Source organism: Bradyrhizobium sp. LeoB3 (genome assembly GCF_055456055.1).
This window is the reverse complement of sequence record NZ_JBVBEF010000006.1, coordinates 100,217-116,860: the sequence shown is the minus strand read 5'-3', so window position 1 is coordinate 116,860 and position 16,644 is coordinate 100,217. Positions and strand designations below refer to the sequence as shown.

The window sequence follows — 16,644 nt, the reverse complement described above, 5'->3', positions numbered from 1 at the left end:
GGGTTACACCTGCCTGTCAGTCGCCTGTCGCTGCTTGGATTTTCGCTTGGATATTGGTCGTGGATGCCGGGTCGCTGGTCGCGGACGCCGGCGGATTTTTTTCTTCGTCCCGCGCGCTTGACTGCTGCGACTCGGAGCCGGCCGCCGGAGGCGGCTCCTTGGTCCCCGCGTTCGGCGGCTGGCCGGAGACGGCGAATCGAAGCCGCATCCAGGCACCGCGCTGGCCGGGACGGAAGTCGGAAGCATCCTTGAGCTCGATGCGGCCACCATGGTCTTCGAGCACGCGGCCGACGATCGCAAGCCCGAGCCCGGTGCCCTTCTGGCGCGTCGTGACATAGGGCTCGAGCAGACGCGCGCGCGCGACCTTCGGCAGACCGATGCCGTTGTCAATCACGTCTATGATGATCTCCTCGCCCTCGCGCTGCGCGATGACGTCGATCCGCCCCTTGCCCAGCTCTTCCGGCGGCACCTGCTCGATCGCTTCGGTCGCATTCTTGATGATGTTGGTCAGCGCCTGCGAGATCAGCCGGCGATCGAACTGCGCCCGCATCGGGTCCTGCTTGATGTCGGCCTCGATATCGAGCTCGGGGTGCGCGACCTTCATCAGGAACACCGCCTGTCGCACGGTGTCGGCGACGTCCTCGCCCTCCATCACCGGCTTCGGCATGCGGGCAAAGCGCGAGAATTCGTCGACCATGCGCCTGATGTCGTCGACCTGGCGCACGATGGTGTCGGTGCATTGTTCGAAGATGGACTTGTCCTTCTCCTCGGTGATGGTCTTGCCGAATTTGCGGCGGATGCGTTCGGCCGAGAGCTGGATCGGGGTCAGCGGATTTTTGATCTCATGCGCGATACGGCGGGCGACATCGCCCCAGGCTGAGGTGCGCTGGGCCGAGACCAGTTCGGTGATGTCGTCGAGCGTGATGATGTAATTGTCCCAGGAGTGGCTGGTCTTTTCGGCGGAGATGCGGACCGACAAATTGCGCTCGTGGCCGTCGCGCGTGATGGTGATCTGGCCCTGGACCAGCCGCTGGGTGCCCTCCCGTGCCGTCTTCATCATCTCGTCAAGCTCGGGAAGCACGTCCGAGAGCGGATGACCCAAGGTCTCCGATTCGGCGTGGCCGATCAGCTTCTCCGCCGAGCGATTGAGGGTGCCGACGCTGCCGGACGGATCGACGCCGATGATGCCGGCGCTGGCCGATGACAGCACGGCCTCGATGAAGCGCCGGCGGCTGTCGATCAGTTCGCTGGCATTGACGAGTTCATCGCGCTGGGTCCGCAACTCCTGCGTCATCTTGTTGAAGGTTTGCCCGAGCTGGGCGAGATCGCCTTCCGATCTATGGACCGGAACCTGGATGTTGAGGTCGCCGGTCGACACCTGATTGGCGGCGCTCATCAGACTGCGGATTGGCGACACGAGCCAGTTGGCGAAATTGAGCCCGATCAGCACCGACGCGACCAGAATGGTCAGCGCAATCACCGCAAACACCAGCGCGAAGGTCACCTGGATGCCGAGCCTCTGCGCTTCGATCGCGGCATATTCGGCAGCGCTGGCCTGGGTCTGCTTGAGCTGGGCAACGATGGTCGGATCAAGCAGACGCGCCACGTACAGGAACGTGTCGTCATAAGCCCGCAGCCGGACCACGGACGCGACATAGCTTTCGGGGAAAACCGAGATTTCCGGCTCGGTCTCGTTGATGTTCTTGAGAATTTCGAGCGGTGGCAGTGCGTAGTTCAGACGACTACCGGTATCCGCGCTGTCGAGGACGTTGCCGTCCTTGTCCAATAGCAGCGCAACCGGCAAATTACGCGCCGCCGCGCCCGCCGTCAGGAGCTGCAAGAACGTCATGCGATCCTGGTCATACAGTGGCCTTGCATGGGCGAGGTCGTTTGCCATCCCCAGAACGTCGCCGCGGATGAGCTGCGCATGCTCCTGCATGTAGGCGCCGGCGATCGTCACCGAATTCTGGATCGCTACCCGCGTCGGTCCCGAAAACAGCCGGTCGAGGCCGCGATCGAGCATGACATTGGCGACGATCGCGACCACCACCGCAGGCGACACCGCAATGATGGAAAACAGGCTGACGATCTGGACGTGAAGCCTCGCCGCCGCACGGCCGCGGCGCCGGGCCTGAATTACCTGCCAGATTTCGCGGATGATGATCCCGAGGAGCAGCAGGATCGTGCCTGCGTTGATCAGCAGGAATGAATAGACGACGTGCTTGGTCGGCTCGATCGGGGTCAGCCCCGTCAGCACCACGAAGGTCAGGAACGCCGACAAAAGCGCAACCGCGATCGCAAAGGGCGCCAGCCACTTCGCAAGCGGCAGTCCCCTTTTCTCGGTACGCGATGGATCGAACGGCTGGGCCGTGGTCTCTGGGCTGGTCATTCCGGCAAGGATGAACTGAAGGCCTCAACGTCCACTGATCGAGCGGACTGATGCAATCATATCACAATGTTGCCGAATTGCGACATTTCCGCGGCGCCTGCTCAGGAATGAACAGGGTTCCACAGCCCTTGTCGGGAAGTTTCGTCATTCCGGGTTCGCGTCACCGTGTCCCGGAATGACGGATCGGGGCTAGCCCCCGCTCCGGTAGACCTGAATATCGAGGTCTCTGATCTTCTTGCGCAGCGTGTTGCGGTTGAGGCCGAGCAAGTCGGCGGCGCGGATCTGGTTGCCGCGGGTGGCCGCGAGCGCGGCCGTCAGCAGCGGCACCTCGATCTCCTTGAGAATGCGGTGGTAGAGCCCCGGCGGCGGCACGCCATTCGGGAAGCCGGAGAAGTGCGAGGACAAATAGGCCTCGACCGCGCCGCCGAGATTGTCCACCCCGTGCGGCGTGTTGCCGCCGGAGTTGACGGCCGGCGGGGCCAGTTCGCCGTCGATGACGGACGCGGTGATCACATCCTGCGGATAAAGCGCCGCCAACCGGCGTGCGAGGTTTTCCAACTCGCGGACGTTGCCGGGCCAGCGGTGCTGCTTCAGCCGCTCCAGCGCCTGGGCGTCGAGCTTCTTCGGCGGCAGACCGTCCTTCTCAGCGAGCGCAAAGAAGTGCCTGATCAGGTCGGGCAGATCCTCGATCCGCTCGCGCAGCGGCGGCAGCCGCAGCGGCACCACATTCAGGCGGAAGAACAGGTCTTCGCGGAACAGGCCCTGCTGGATCAGTATCCGCAAATCCTTGTTGCTGGCGGCGACGATGCGCACGTCGGTCTTGATCGGGGTGCGTCCGCCGACGGTGGTGTATTCCCCCTGCTGCAGCACGCGCAGCAGCCGGGTCTGCGCCTCCATCGGCATGTCGCCGATCTCATCGAGGAACAGGGTGCCGCCCTCCGCCTGCTCGAAGCGGCCCGAGGCGCGGGTATTGGCGCCGGTGAACGCGCCGCGCTCATGGCCGAACAATTCCGACTCGATCAGGTCGCGCGGGATCGCGGCCATGTTAACGGCGACGAAGGGGCCGTTCCGCCGCTTGCCGTAGTCGTGCAGCGCACGAGCGACCAGTTCCTTGCCGGTGCCGGACTCGCCCGAGATCATCACGGTGAGGTCGGTCTGCATCAGCCGCGCCAGCACGCGGTAGATTTCCTGCATCGCCGGCGAGCGGCCGACCAACGGGATCGAGTCGAACTCGGAGTCGTCGGCGGCGCTCGTCACCCTCTCCTTCGGCTCGGCGAGTGCTCGGCCGACGATGGTGATCAGCTCCTTCAGGTCGAACGGCTTCGGCAGATATTCGTAGGCGCCGCGTTCGGAAGCCCTGATCGCCGTCATGAACGTGTTTTGCGCGCTCATGACGATGACGGGCAGGTTCGGCCTCATCTTCTTGATCCGCGGCAATAGGTCGAACGCGTTCTCGTCGGGCATCACCACGTCGGTGATGACGAGATCGCCCTCGCCCTGGCTGACCCAGCGCCACAGCGTCGCCGCGTTGCCGGTCAACCGCACCTCGTACCCGGCGCGTGACAGAGCCTGGTTGAGAACCGTGCGGATGGCGGTGTCGTCATCAGCGACGAGAATGCTACCTGCGGGCATTGTCTTTCCTCATCTTGCGTCCTGTGAGGCATGCGATGGCGTACCCGGAACGTCCTCGCGGCTGCTTTGGTCGATTTGTTTGGCGGGGTTGTACATCGGCATCAGCACGCGGAAGGTGGTCTTCCGCGGCTGGGATTCGCATTCGATGATGCCGCCGTGATCGCCGACGATTTTGGCGACGAGCGCAAGCCCGAGGCCACTGCCGGTCTGTTTTGTGGTGACGAAGGGATCGAACAGATTGGGCAACAGGTCTTCCGGCACGCCGGAGCCGTTGTCCTTGACGCAGAATTCCAACGGTAGCGACACCCGCGATTTCTTGCCGGGCACCGAAAGCCGGACGCCTGGACGGAACGCGGTGGTCAGCTGAATTTCCGCGTCTGTGCCGAGATCGGCCACCGCCTCGGCGGCGTTCTTCACCAGGTTGAGGAACACCTGGATGAGCTGATCCTGGTTGGCGAGAACCGGCGGCAGCGACGGGTCGTAGTCCTCGATGAAACGGACGTTGCGCGCGAAGCCGGACTGCGCCAGCCGTTTGACGTGGTCGAGCACCGAATGGATGTTGACCGGGCCGCGGGCGACCGGCCGGTCGTCGCCGAACACTTCCATGCGGTCGACCAAGGTGACGATGCGGTCGGCCTCGTCGCAGATCAGCCGGGTCAGCATGCGATCATCGGAGGACGCCTGCTGCTCCAGCAGTTGCGCCGCGCCGCGGATGCCCGACAGCGGGTTCTTGATCTCATGCGCCAGCATCGCCGCCAGCGCGATCACGGAGCGCGCGGCGCTGCGATGGGTGAGCTGCCGGTCCATCTTGTCGGCGATGGTGCGCTCCTGCAGCATCACGACGATATGCCCCGGCCGCTCCGTGACCGGCGCCACATGCAGATCGACCTGGCGGTCGCCGCCGATCCGCGGCGTGCCGAGATCGACCTTGTATTCGTTGACCGGCGAGCCACTGGTACGCACCTGGTCGATCAGCGCGAGCAGCGGACTGCCGAATGGCACCAGTTCCTTCAGCGACTGCCGCTGCAGGAATTGCGTGGAGATTTCGAAAAATGATTCGGCGGCGATATTGGCGTCGACGATACGGCCATCCGGCGCCACCAGCAGCACCGGGTTCGGCAGCGCGTTGAGGATGGCCTCGCCGTCGGAGGGCATGCGCCGGCGATTCTCTGCGGCTGATGTCATGCAGCAGCACTCCATGCAAAATCGTCATAAGCATCCCGAAGCGATTGATGCACACGCGAGGGCTCGTCCGAGGTCAGGATGCTTTGCCGCCAGCCCTTCAGCGTCGCGGCCGGAGCGCGGCTGCAGTGGGCGGCGATCTCCAGCGCCCAACCGAGATGTTTTCGCGCATGCTTGAGCCCGACACGGACCCCGTAATGGCTCAGGACAGCATCATAGAGCTCGCGGATATGGCTGAGCTGCTCGGCGAGCGGCGGCGCCTGCTCGGCGATGCCGGTCTCGAGCCGGCGCGCGATCTGCCCGGGTAGCCAGGGCTGCCCCTGCGCGCCGCGTCCGATCATGACCGCGTCCGCGCCGGACTCATCGAGCGCGGTCACCACCCTCTCGAAGGAGGTGATGTCGCCATTGACGACGAGCGGGATCGAGACGGCGTCCCTGACTTCGCGCACAGCGGTCCAATCCGCCTCGCCCTTGTAGAACTGGCAGCGGGTGCGGCCGTGCACCGTCACCATCTGCACGCCGGCGGCCTGCGCGCGGCGCGCCAGTTCCGGCGCGTTGCGCGAGCGGTCGTCCCAGCCGAGCCGCATCTTCAGCGTCACGGGCACCTTGACCGCCGCGATCGTCGCCTCGATCAGGCTCGTCGCGTGATCGAGGTCGCGCATCAAAGCGGAGCCTGACTGGCCCCCGGTGACGTGGCGCGCCGGGCAACCCATGTTGATATCGATGATGTCGGCACCGGCGGCTTCCGCAATCCTCGCGCCCTCGGCCATCCAGCGAGTCTCGCAGCCCGCCAATTGGACCACATGCGGCCCGATCCCGGCCGCCTCGCAGCGCAAAAGCGAGATCGGCCTGCCCCGCGCAAGATCGTCGCTTGCTGTCATCTCGGACACGACGAGCCCCGCGCCGAGACTCGCCGCGAGACGCCGGAACGGGGCATCGGTCACGCCGGACATGGGGGCGAGAAGCACCGGGTTGGCGACAGCAATGTCACCGATTTTCAACGAGTTAGGACGTATTCTTGCGAGGCCGGTCACAGGCTTCTCGTGTTCCTGGCGGCAGCCCCATCGCGCCGCTGCCCTATATTTTGAGCACAATTCTTGTGCAGTCAAGCGTTATGCCTACGGTTTAGACATTTCTATCATTTGCGCAAGTGCACTGCAACAAGAACTGCTTTTCCCACAGGGAATGGGAATAGCTCTGTTATTGCGCATCCAGCATGGTAAGGGCTGTGCGCCGGCGAAAAGCCCGGCACCCTCTCCTCAACCGCTCTCGTATACAGTTTCGCCCCGATGCCCAGACCTGAGCGTACCGCCGCCATCCTTGTCGCAGCCGGCCGCGGGCTTCGCGCCGGCGCAGGCGGGCCGAAGCAGTACCGAATGATCGGCGGACAGACGGTGATCTTCCGGGCGATGGAGCCGTTCAGCCGCCATCCCGATGTTTTCGCCGTGCAGCCCGTCGTCAATCCCGATGATGCCGCCCTCTTCAACGAAGCGGTGGTCGGCCTTCGCCATCGGCCGCCGACAAACGGTGGCGCAACCAGACAAGCCTCCGTGCGTGCGGGTCTCGAAGCGCTCGCAAGCGAGAAGCCCGACATCGTGCTGATCCACGACGCCGCCCGGCCCTTCGTCACGCAGGCGCTGATTTCGCGCGCGATCGATGCGGTCGGCCGTACCGGTGCGGCCATTCCCGTGGTCCCGGTCACCGATACCATCAAGCTGACCGGTGCGAGCGGCGATGTCGAAGCGACGCCCGACCGTGCGATGCTGCGAATCGCGCAGACGCCACAGGTCTTTCGTTTCGACGTGATCTTGGATGCGCATCGCCGCGCTGCGCGCGAGGGCAGAAGCGATTTCACCGACGATGCCGCGATTGCCGAATGGGCGGGATTGACGGTGGCGACCTTTGAGGGCGATCCTGCGAACATGAAACTCACCACACCTGAAGACTTCGTCCGCGAGGAAGCCCGCCTCGCCAGCCTGCTCGGCGACATCAGGACCGGCACCGGCTATGACGTGCATGCCTTCGGTGAAGGTGATCACGTGATGATCTGCGGCGTGCGCGTGCCGCACACCAAGGGGTTTCTCGCCCACTCCGACGGCGACGTCGGCCTGCATGCGCTGGTCGATGCCATCCTCGGCGCGCTCGCGGACGGCGACATCGGCTCGCATTTTCCGCCTGTAGATCCGCAGTGGAAGGGCGCCTCTTCCGACCGGTTCCTGAAATATGCCGTTGATCGCGTCGCCGCGCGCGGCGGCCGCATCGCCAATCTCGAGGTGACGCTGATCTGCGAGCGGCCGAAGATCGGCCCCTTGCGCGACACCATGCGGGCGAAGATCGCCGAGATCTCGGGCGTGAACATCTCGCGCATCGCGGTGAAGGCGACCACCAGCGAGAGACTGGGCTTCACCGGCCGTGAGGAAGGCATCGCCGCCACCGCAAGCGCCACCATTCGCCTTCCTTGGAACGACAAAGGTTGGAGCGAGTAACCATGAGCGGCAGCGACGCGCGCGCCCTCTCCCGCTCGCTGCTCGATCTGTGCCGGATGCGGAAATTGACCATCGCGACGGCGGAGTCCTGCACCGGCGGGCTGGTCGCGGGCGCGCTCACCGATATCCCCGGCTCCTCCGACGTCATCGATCGCGGCTTCGTCACCTATTCCAACGAGGCCAAGCGGGCGATGCTCGGCGTCAACGCGCTGACGCTTTCGACTTTCGGCGCAGTCAGCAAGGAGACCGCAACCGCCATGGCGGTCGGTGCCCTGGAGCGCGCCGGCGTTGATCTTGCGGTCTCCACCACCGGCATCGCCGGCCCCGGCGGCGCCACCCCGGGCAAGCCCGTGGGCCTTGTGCATTTCGCGGTCGCCGCCCGCGATGGCCGGATCATGCATCGCGAGCACCGCTTCGGCGCGATCGGACGCAGCGCGGTGCGGCAACGCTCCGTGGTGGAAGCTCTGCGCATGCTGATGGAACTGGCGCGCGGCCCCCAGGCCGCAACCAAGCCGCGCCGGGAAGCTGCCAGCAGCCGCCTGCGTCCCCGCGTCGCGCGCTCCCCGCGCCGCAGCGCCGTCAAGCGCCGAAGACCGCCGCGGGCCTAACAGCTTCCTCTCCGTCATTGCGAGGAGCGAAGCGACGAAGCAATCCATGCCTCCGCAAGCGGCGCGATGGATTGCTTCCTTCGCGCGCAATGACGGTGAGAGCTTACGATGCGGTAGCCGGTTTGCCGTAGATCACGTTGGCGCGCTTTTCGAATGCGCCGGCGAAGCGTTGGAACGCTGCGTCGAACATCGATCCCATCAGCATTCCCAGCATCCGGCTTTTGAACTCGTATGAGATGAAAAAGCCGACATCGCATTCGGTGTCTGATTTCGGCTCGAAGGTCCAGCGGTTCTCGAGATTGCTGAAGGGGCCGCGCAGATATTCAACCATGATCTTCAGGTTCGGCCGGTCCAGCGTGACGCGGCTGGTGAAGCTCTCGCGCACCAGCTTGAACGACACGGTCATATCGGCAACGAGGACCTCGGTGCCGTCCTCCTTCGGCGTGCGCTGCCGGATCTTCAGCGCATGGCACAGCGGCACGAATTCCGGATAGCGCTCGACATCGGCGACCAGATCAAACATCTGCGATGCGGAGTGACGGACCCGCCGCTTGCTGGAAAACCTCGGCATCAGTGGATACTCGCCGCGTGAGTCATCAGCGAGATCTCCTTCAAATACAGGCCCGCCTGTGTCCGATCCGTGAAACAGACAAGTGATTGGTCCGGTCGCAGGCCCTCGAAATATCTGAGGAGCTTCGGCCGCTGTTTCTGCCGGTACGTCCAGACGTATCGAAAGAATTCAAGATCGATTCGTTCCGGGCAACCCTCGGCCATTTCGGCGCGAACTTGGCCATAGCTTCCGGCTACCCGTCTCGCGATGCCGAGCATGCAGCTTCGGCGCGGAAGATCAAACCAGATGACGGTATCGCAAACCTGGCGGCGCAGCTCGCCGGCCCCATGTGAAATGTAGTTTCCGTCCATGATCCATCGCGGTCGAAGCGCCACCTCAGTCACGCGTTCGTGGAACTCCGCGTTATCGGACGCGACCCAGCCTGGCTTCCAGTAGATCGCGTCGAGCGACACGAACGGAATGCCCGTAGTCGCCGAAAGCCGTTGCGCAAAAGTCGATTTGCCGGATCCCGAAGACCCCATCACAAGAATGCGTCGCATCGGTGCGATCCGGCGTTAGCGTGACCGCGCCACGCGCGCCGCTTGCAGTTTGGCGAAATCGTCGCCCGCGTGATGGGACGAGCGCGTCAGCGGGCTCGCCGATACCATCAGGAAACCCTTGGTATAGGCGACCTTCTCGTAGCCTGCGAACTCATCCGGCGTGACGTAGCTCATCACAGCGTGATGCTTCCGGGTCGGCTGCAGATATTGCCCGATGGTGAGGAAATCGACATCCGCCGAGCGCAGGTCGTCCATCACCTGCAACACTTCGTGCCGCTGCTCGCCCAGGCCCACCATGATGCCGGACTTGGTGAAGATCGTCGGGTCGATCTCCTTCACCCGCTGCAGCAGGCGGATCGAGTGGAAATAGCGCGCGCCGGGCCGCACCGACAGATAGCGCGAGGGCACGGTTTCGAGGTTGTGGTTGAACACGTCGGGCTTCGCCGCTGCCACGACTTCAAGTGCGTCGTCCTTGCGCAGGAAATCGGGAGTGAGGAGCTCGATCGTGGTGTTCGGGCAGCGCGCGCGGATGGCGCGGACGGTCTGGGCAAAATGCTCGGCGCCGCCGTCGGCTAGATCGTCGCGGTCGACCGAGGTGATGACGACATGGGAGAGCCCGAGCTTGAAGGTCGCCTCCGCCACATGCTCCGGCTCCCCGGCGTCAAGCGCGCCGGGCATGCCGGTCTTGACGTTGCAGAACGCGCAGGCCCGGGTGCAGGTGTCCCCCATGATCATGAAGGTGGCGTGCTTCTTGTCCCAGCACTCGCCGATATTCGGGCAGCCGGCCTCCTCGCAGACCGTGATGAGGCCATTCTCCTTCACGATGTTGCGGGTATCGGCATAGCCGCGTGTATTCGGCGCGCGCACCCGTATCCAGTCCGGCTTCGGCGGCGACAGCGCGTCGGGCCGGTTCACCTTTTCGGGGTGGCGCGGACGCAACGGATTGGCTGAGATGGTGTCGATCAGGGTGACCATGGGAAATCTACGGATCTTTGGAACTGTTAGCTAATCCGTATTGCCCGAACCCGCAACCCGGCTCGCGCATGCTAGCAGAACGTGCAACATAAGGCAGCAATCCCCCGCGTTTCCCTCTGATTCCCACCAAAATGGTTCAAAACCCCAGACTGCCGGGCGAAGCGCCGATCCGCCTCGGCAAGACGCTCAAACGTTCATTCTTTGGCCGCAGCGTGCATGAGGTCGCGCCCGACCTGATCGGTGCGACCCTGCTCTTCAATGGCGTCGGCGGCCTGATCGTGGAGGTGGAGGCCTATCACCACACCGATCCGGCGGCCCATTCCTATCGCGGGCCGACGGCGCGCAACCAGGTGATGTTCGGCTCGCCCGGATTTGCCTATGTCTATCGTTCTTACGGCATCCACTGGTGCGTGAACTTGGTCTGCGAAGAAGCAGGCTCGGCGAGCGCCGTGCTGATCCGCGCGCTGGAGCCCACGCATGGGATCGCGACGATGCGGCGGCGGCGCCATCTCAAGGAAGTGCACGCGCTATGTTCCGGTCCGGGAAAGCTGACCGAAGCACTCGGCATAACGATTGAGCACAACGCCCTGCCGCTCGATCAGGCACCGTTCTCGCTGCACGCGCGCGTCGGCACTGTCGAAGTTGTCGCAGGCGTGCGAATCGGAATCACCAAGGCAATCGATCTTCCTTGGCGTTACGGCATGAAGGGCTCGAAATTCCTGAGCAAGCGGTTTCCAGTTTAAGTTGAACTTGAAGCGCCATTGTAACGAGATGCGCATCAACAATCGCAACATCGACGCAATCTTGTCACGACGCGCCCACGTTGCGTGTGCAGACTGAGCGCGCGTGCGTCGCTGCACGCGTGTGAGTTGCTTATGAATTGTGCTCTGCTGAAAAGACGGAACACAACGCAGGTGAACAAGTCCTGCGCAGAATGCTGGCCACCGAAACAGCGAAATAGAAAACATAGAAGCTAAGGAGCTGGCCGATGGCGGGCGTTTTTACTGTCGAAGGATTCGGATTCCCATCCAACTACAATGGTGCATTCGTCACGAGCGCGGCGCACGATGCCATGCAGGCAATCGCGGACACCAATGCAAATTCGATCGAGCTTGCGCCTCGGCTCTTCACGAACACGAGGCATTCGGACGACGTGTTCGCCGATCCCGGCAAGACCGAGAGCGACGCCAACATCCTTAAGGCCATCGCGGATGCGCAGGCGCTCGGCCTTTCGGTTTCGCTCAAACCCATGGTCTCGGCCCTCGATGGCTCGCTTGCACATGTGCTGACACCAGACGATCCCGCCGCCTTTTTCGCGTCCTACAAGACCGAAATCGTTCACATGGCGGAACTCGCCCAGCAAGCCGGCGTCAGCATGTTGGTGATCGGCAATGAGCTCGCCAAGCTCTCCGGTCCCGAATATCGCGACCAATGGGTGGACATCATCAATGCCGTGCGCGCCGTGTATCACGGCGAAATCACCTACGCCGCCGCCACCGACGAAGCCATCAATGTCAGCTTCTGGGACAAGGTCGATGTCATCGGCGTCAACGCCTATCCGCCGCTGACCACCGACCGGGATCCGACGGTCCAGGAAATGGTCAACGCGTGGAACACCATGTCCTCCGATGACTATTGGGCGAAAGTGATGGATCACAAATCGCCGGTCGATTTCTTCCACTCGCTTGCCCTTCAGTACGGCAAGCAGGTGGTCTTCACCGAGACCGGCTATCGCAGCGTGGACGGCACCAATATCAGCCCGGGCGGCTGGGCCGGAAGCTCGACGCCGGATGTCCAGGAGCAATATGACGCGTTCAACGCCTTCTTTCAGGTCTGGGGATCGGAAGGCGGGAGCTGGTTCAGGGGCGCATCGATCTGGAACTGGGATGCGAACAATAAATATTCGGAACTCGGCTACTCGCCGCAGGGCAAGCCGGCGCAGGGGCTCATCACGGAATGGTATGGCGGCGAGCGTCAGCCGCCCGGCCAGACGCTGACCGGCTCTCCGGCGGCCGATCTGATGGACACCGGCGGCGGCAATGACGTTCTGTCGGGTGGCGCCGGCAACGATACGATCAAAGCCGGCGCCGGCAACGATACCATCAGGGGCGGCCCCGACACGATTCCGAAACTGACGGAAACCACCGTCACGGTGACGGGCTACAGCTCCGTCGTCGACGGCATCGGCGCCCAGATGCAGCTTCTGGTCAATGGCCAGCAGGTCGGCAACACGGTCGAGTTCCACAATGCGACCAATCCAGCCGGCTTCCAGACCTTCACTTTCACGTTCGCCAATCCCGCGGCAATCTCAAGTCTCGATCTCGCCTTCATCAATGACATCGCGGGCGCCAGTGGCGACCGCAACCTCTACATCAAGGACATCACGGTCAACGGCGAGCATCTGTCGGCCGCCGACGCGGTCAATCCGAGCTCGCCGGGAACCTGGAATCTCTATCAGAACAAGGCGATCCACTATGACATGAGCGGCCGCCAGGACTTGTTCTTCGGCGCGTCGACCGACAATGACGTCATCGACGGTGGTCCGGGCAAGGACGTGATCTACGGCGGCGCCGGTGCCGACGTGATCCATGGCGGCGCCGGTGACGACACGATCGATGGCGGACCCGGCATTGCGACCGCGACCGATCAACTCTACGGCGACGATGGCAACGACATCATCAAGGCCGGCAATGCCGATACCGGCGCCCTGCTCGACGGCGGCGCCGGCAACGATCAGCTCTATGGCGGATGGGCCACCAATGTCATCAAGGGCGGCGACGGTAATGATTACCTGTCCAGCGGCGGCGGCAACGACACCCTTTACGGCGGCGCCGGCAATGACTCGATAAAGGGCGGTCCGGCGGCGACCCAGATGTTCGGCGATGACGGCAACGACACGCTGATGGGCGGAACCGGCAACGAGCTCCTGTACGGCGGCAGCGGCGACGACCGGCTCAATGGCGGCGGCGGTAACGATACGTTGTCAGGCGGCGCGGGCAACGACACTTTCATGTTCGCCCCGGGCTTCGGCAAGGATGTCATTCTCGACTTCCAGAACACCGATGGCGCGCAGGATCTGATTCAGATCAACCGCACGGTCTTTGCCGATTTCAACGCCGTGCAGTCGCACATGGCACAAAACGGAACGAGCGTCGTGATCACCTTCGACGACAACAACTCGGTCGAGATCAGGAACACGACGCTCGATCAGCTCCACGCGAGCGACTTCACGTTCGTCTAAGCGAGCTTTCGCCACGGATTGTAGGGTGGGCAAAGCGCAGCGTGCCCTCCCTACAACTTCTCTCAAGACGCCTTCTTCAGCCGCTCGAGCGCCTCGAGGATCTTTGCCTTGCGCTCCAGCGCCGCCTCGCGCTTTTCCTTTTCCTCTTCGACGATCTCTTCTGGCGCGTTGGCGACGAACTTCTCGTTGGAAAGCTTGGCGTCGACGCGCTTGATGTCGGCGTCGGCCTTGGCGATTTCCTTCTCGAGCCGCGCGCGCTCGGCGCCAAGATCGATCACGCCCTTCAGCGGCAGCGCCGCGACCTCGCCGCGCACCAATAGCTGCACGGCGCCTTCCGGGGCAGCATCGGCAAAGGAGATGTCGGCCAGCCGCGCCAGCCGCTTGGCGACATCGTTCCAGCGCTGCCCCCGCGCCTTTGTCTCAGCGGAAGCGTCCACAAGCACCAACGGGGTCAACGTGGACGGTGGGATGTTCATCTCCGCGCGCACCGAACGGATCGCACTGACGAGATCGACCACCCAGCCGATCTCGGCCTCGGCTTCAGGGTCGCTGAATTCCTCGGGGTCATCTTCCAACGCGCCGATCACGGGCGGGATGAGCGCGTCGGTCGGCCCTGCCAGCGAAAGCGTGGCGATCTGCTCAGGCGTTAGCGCGCGCGCCTTGCGCGGCCATGGCGCCAGCGCCAGAACACCGTCGCGCTTCGCTGTGACGGCCCAGAGCTCCTCGGTGATGAACGGCATGAACGGGTGCAGCAGCTTCAGGATCTCGTCGCGCACCCATGCGATCATGGCGCGGGTCTCGGTCTTCGCGGGTCCGTCCTCGCCCATCAACAGCGGTTTGGTCAGCTCGACATACCAGTCGCAGAACACGTTCCAGACGAAGCGGTAGACCGCGCCTGCCGCGTCGTTGAAGCGGTACGCCTCGATCGCTTCGGTCACTTCGCGAGCCGCAAGCGTGGTCTCATGCATGATCCAGCGATTCAGCGTCTCCTTCACGCTGGTTGGATCAAATCCGGCCGTCAGGGCGGCGCCATTCATCTCGGCAAAACGGCAGGCGTTCCAGAGCTTGGTGGCGAAGCTGCGATAGCCGTCGACGCGCTGCGTCGACAGCTTGATGTCGCGCCCCTGCGCCGCCATCGCCGCCAGCGTGAAGCGCAGCGCGTCGGCGCCGTATTCGTCGACCAGATGCAGAGGATCGATGACGTTGCCTTTCGACTTCGACATCTTGGCGCCCTTCTCGTCGCGGACGAGGGCGTGCATATAGATGGTCGAGAACGGCACCTCCTTCGTGAGGTGAAGGCCCATCATCATCATCCGCGCCACCCAGAAGAAGATGATGTCGAAACCGGTGACCAGCGTGTTGGTCGGATAGTAGCGCTGCAGCTCCGGCGTCTCGTCCGGCCAGCCAAGCGTCGAGAACGGCCACAGCGCGGACGAGAACCAGGTGTCGAGCACGTCTTCATCGCGGGTGATGAAGCCCTCGCGCTTGGCAGGGTCCACCGCCATGTCGTGGCCCTGCTCCGGCGTGATGACTTCCTGCTCGACGTAGTAGCCGAGCGCGTTGCCCACGGCCTCTTCCTCGGTCTCGGCGACGAACACCTTGCCGTCGGGCCCGTACCACGCCGGGATCTGATGGCCCCACCAGAGCTGGCGCGAGATGCACCAGGGCTGGATGTTCTCCATCCATTCGAAATAGGTCTTTTCCCAGTTCTTCGGCACGAAACTGGTTTCGCCCGCGCGCACGGCCGCGATCGCCGGCTGCGCCAGCGTGTTGGCGTCGACGTACCATTGGTCGGTGAGGAACGGCTCGATGACCACGCCGGAACGGTCGCCATGCGGCACCATATGCGTGTTCGGCTCGATCTTCTCGAGAAAGCCGAAATCCTCCAACCGCGCGACGAGCTGTTTGCGCGCGGCAAAGCGCTCGATGCCATGGAATTCCTCGGCGAAATGCAGCGCGCCCTCGGGCAGGCCGCGCAGATAGTCCTCGTTGCCGACAAGCGAGAGCTTGCCTTCCTGGTCGAGCACGCTGATCCGCGGCAGCCCGTGGCGGTTGCCGATCTCGAAGTCGTTGAAGTCGTGCGCCGGCGTGACCTTCACAGCGCCAGAGCCCTTCTCCGGATCGGAATATTCGTCTGCCACGATCGGAATCTTGCGGCCGACCAATGGCAGGATCACGTGGCTGCCGACCAGCGCACTGTAGCGCTCGTCGTCCGGATGCACGGCCACCGCGGTATCGCCGAGCATGGTTTCGGGACGGGTCGTCGCGACCACGATGAAGCTTGCGGGATCGTCGGGGCTGAACGCCCTGCCCTCGAGCGGATAGCGCAGGTACCACAGATGGCCCTTGACCTCGACCTGCTGCACCTCGAGATCGGAGATCGCGGTGAGCAGCTTCGGGTCCCAGTTGACCAGCCGCTTGTCCTTGTAGATCAGCCCTTGGCGGTGGAGTTCGACGAACACCTTCACGACCGCGCGCGACAGGCCCTCATCCATCGTGAAGCGCTCGCGCGACCAATCGCAGGAGGCGCCCAGCCGCTTGAGCTGGTTGATGATGGTGCCGCCGCTCTCGGCCTTCCATTGCCAGACCCGCTCGAGGAATTTGGCGCGGCCCATCTCGCGACGGCCCGGCTCCTGCCGTTCCATCAACTGCCGCTCGACCACCATCTGGGTGGCGATGCCGGCATGGTCGGTGCCGGGCTGCCAGAGCACGTCGCGTCCGCGCATGCGCTCGAAGCGGCAGAGGATGTCCTGCAGCGTATTGTTCAACGCATGTCCCATGTGCAGCGAGCCCGTCACGTTCGGCGGCGGGATCACGATGGTGAACGGCGCGGCGTCGCGCCGCTCGGGGCGGCCGGCCTTGAAGGCGCCACTCTCCTCCCAGACGCGGGACATCCGGCTTTCGATATCGGCAGGCTGGTAGTTTTTCTCGATCATGGCACTACAAATGGGGATGCTTGAGAGCGCTAAAAAGCCGTCCGAACGCGCCAAGTCAACCGGACTGGCGCGTCCAAACCGCCAT

12 protein-coding genes are annotated in these 16,644 nt (G+C 63.8%); 4 read left to right on the top strand and 8 right to left on the bottom strand.

Translation table 11 applies throughout. The annotated features are described in order from the left end of the window. Nucleotides 1-16 precede the first annotated feature (16 nt). The 4 genes from ACZXDY_RS07845 to dusB form a co-directional block, all read right to left on the bottom strand. Nucleotides 17-2,389 (bottom strand): sensor histidine kinase, encoded by a 2,373-nt coding sequence (locus ACZXDY_RS07845; protein ID WP_464345071.1) that lies wholly within the window; start codon nt 2,387-2,389, stop codon nt 17-19. 189 nt (nt 2,390-2,578) lie between these two features. Next, nucleotides 2,579-4,021, bottom strand: a complete 1,443-nt coding sequence (gene ntrC / locus ACZXDY_RS07840) for a nitrogen regulation protein NR(I) (protein WP_028165642.1) — start codon at nt 4,019-4,021, stop codon at nt 2,579-2,581. Nucleotides 4,022-4,030: 9 nt separating this feature from the next. Then, nucleotides 4,031-5,206, bottom strand: a complete 1,176-nt coding sequence (locus ACZXDY_RS07835) for a two-component system sensor histidine kinase NtrB (RefSeq protein WP_028165641.1) — start codon at nt 5,204-5,206, stop codon at nt 4,031-4,033. Continuing rightward, nucleotides 5,203-6,204, bottom strand: a complete 1,002-nt coding sequence (gene dusB, locus ACZXDY_RS07830) for a tRNA dihydrouridine synthase DusB (protein WP_464345070.1) — start codon at nt 6,202-6,204, stop codon at nt 5,203-5,205. Before dusB ends, ACZXDY_RS07835 begins: the two co-directional genes overlap by 4 nt. A gap of 288 nt (nt 6,205-6,492) precedes the next feature. Here dusB and ACZXDY_RS07825 point away from each other — a divergent pair, with 288 nt between their 5' ends. Continuing rightward, entirely contained in the window at nt 6,493-7,689 is a 1,197-nt protein-coding gene (locus ACZXDY_RS07825) for a bifunctional 2-C-methyl-D-erythritol 4-phosphate cytidylyltransferase/2-C-methyl-D-erythritol 2,4-cyclodiphosphate synthase (RefSeq protein ID WP_464345069.1), read from the top strand. A gap of 2 nt (nt 7,690-7,691) precedes the next feature. Further along, on the top strand, nt 7,692-8,297 hold the full coding sequence (locus ACZXDY_RS07820; protein ID WP_464345068.1) for a CinA family protein: 606 nt from the start codon (nt 7,692-7,694) through the stop codon (nt 8,295-8,297). 103 nt (nt 8,298-8,400) lie between these two features. On the opposite strand, the gene ACZXDY_RS07815 is transcribed toward ACZXDY_RS07820, so the two are convergent. The 3 genes from ACZXDY_RS07815 to lipA all read right to left on the bottom strand — a co-directional run bounded on the left by ACZXDY_RS07815 (nt 8,401) and on the right by lipA (nt 10,382). Further along, complete coding sequence (locus ACZXDY_RS07815; RefSeq protein WP_028165637.1) at nt 8,401-8,868, bottom strand: type II toxin-antitoxin system RatA family toxin; 468 nt, start codon at nt 8,866-8,868, stop codon at nt 8,401-8,403. Beyond that, nucleotides 8,868-9,320, bottom strand: coding sequence for a P-loop NTPase family protein (locus tag ACZXDY_RS07810; RefSeq protein ID WP_245287379.1), 453 nt, complete (start codon nt 9,318-9,320; stop codon nt 8,868-8,870). The genes ACZXDY_RS07815 and ACZXDY_RS07810 overlap by 1 nt, the downstream gene beginning before the upstream one ends. A gap of 102 nt (nt 9,321-9,422) precedes the next feature. After that, nucleotides 9,423-10,382: a lipoyl synthase gene (gene lipA / locus ACZXDY_RS07805; protein WP_464345067.1), complete on the bottom strand. Its 960-nt coding sequence runs from the start codon at nt 10,380-10,382 to the stop codon at nt 9,423-9,425. 131 nt (nt 10,383-10,513) lie between these two features. On the opposite strand from lipA, the gene ACZXDY_RS07800 reads away from it, so the two are divergent. Together ACZXDY_RS07800 and ACZXDY_RS07795 are read left to right on the top strand one after the other, a co-directional pair. Further along, nucleotides 10,514-11,125, top strand: coding sequence for a DNA-3-methyladenine glycosylase (locus tag ACZXDY_RS07800; RefSeq protein ID WP_464345066.1), 612 nt, complete (start codon nt 10,514-10,516; stop codon nt 11,123-11,125). Nucleotides 11,126-11,370: 245 nt separating this feature from the next. After that, nucleotides 11,371-13,623 carry a glycoside hydrolase family 113 gene (locus tag ACZXDY_RS07795; RefSeq protein WP_464345065.1) on the top strand — a complete coding sequence of 751 codons (2,253 nt, stop codon included), beginning with the start codon at nt 11,371-11,373 and terminating at the stop codon, nt 13,621-13,623. A 62-nt stretch (nt 13,624-13,685) separates the two neighbouring features. On the opposite strand, the gene ACZXDY_RS07790 is transcribed toward ACZXDY_RS07795, so the two are convergent. Next, nucleotides 13,686-16,559: a valine--tRNA ligase gene (locus ACZXDY_RS07790; RefSeq protein WP_464345064.1), complete on the bottom strand. Its 2,874-nt coding sequence runs from the start codon at nt 16,557-16,559 to the stop codon at nt 13,686-13,688. Nucleotides 16,560-16,644: the final 85 nt, after the last annotated feature.

What these genes read in the sequence shown, in the direction of transcription:
- ACZXDY_RS07845 (WP_464345071.1), bottom strand. Translation starts at nt 2,389, where the DNA reads ATGACCAGCCCAGAGACCACGGCCCAGCCGTTCGATCCATCGCGTACC.
- ntrC (WP_028165642.1), bottom strand. Translation starts at nt 4,021, where the DNA reads ATGCCCGCAGGTAGCATTCTCGTCGCTGATGACGACACCGCCATCCGC.
- ACZXDY_RS07835 (WP_028165641.1), bottom strand. Translation starts at nt 5,206, where the DNA reads ATGACATCAGCCGCAGAGAATCGCCGGCGCATGCCCTCCGACGGCGAG.
- ACZXDY_RS07825 (WP_464345069.1), top strand. Translation starts at nt 6,493, where the DNA reads ATGCCCAGACCTGAGCGTACCGCCGCCATCCTTGTCGCAGCCGGCCGC.
- ACZXDY_RS07820 (WP_464345068.1), top strand. Translation starts at nt 7,692, where the DNA reads ATGAGCGGCAGCGACGCGCGCGCCCTCTCCCGCTCGCTGCTCGATCTG.
- ACZXDY_RS07815 (WP_028165637.1), bottom strand. Translation starts at nt 8,868, where the DNA reads ATGCCGAGGTTTTCCAGCAAGCGGCGGGTCCGTCACTCCGCATCGCAG.
- lipA (WP_464345067.1), bottom strand. Translation starts at nt 10,382, where the DNA reads ATGGTCACCCTGATCGACACCATCTCAGCCAATCCGTTGCGTCCGCGC.
- ACZXDY_RS07800 (WP_464345066.1), top strand. Translation starts at nt 10,514, where the DNA reads ATGGTTCAAAACCCCAGACTGCCGGGCGAAGCGCCGATCCGCCTCGGC.
- ACZXDY_RS07795 (WP_464345065.1), top strand. Translation starts at nt 11,371, where the DNA reads ATGGCGGGCGTTTTTACTGTCGAAGGATTCGGATTCCCATCCAACTAC.
- ACZXDY_RS07790 (WP_464345064.1), bottom strand. Translation starts at nt 16,559, where the DNA reads ATGATCGAGAAAAACTACCAGCCTGCCGATATCGAAAGCCGGATGTCC.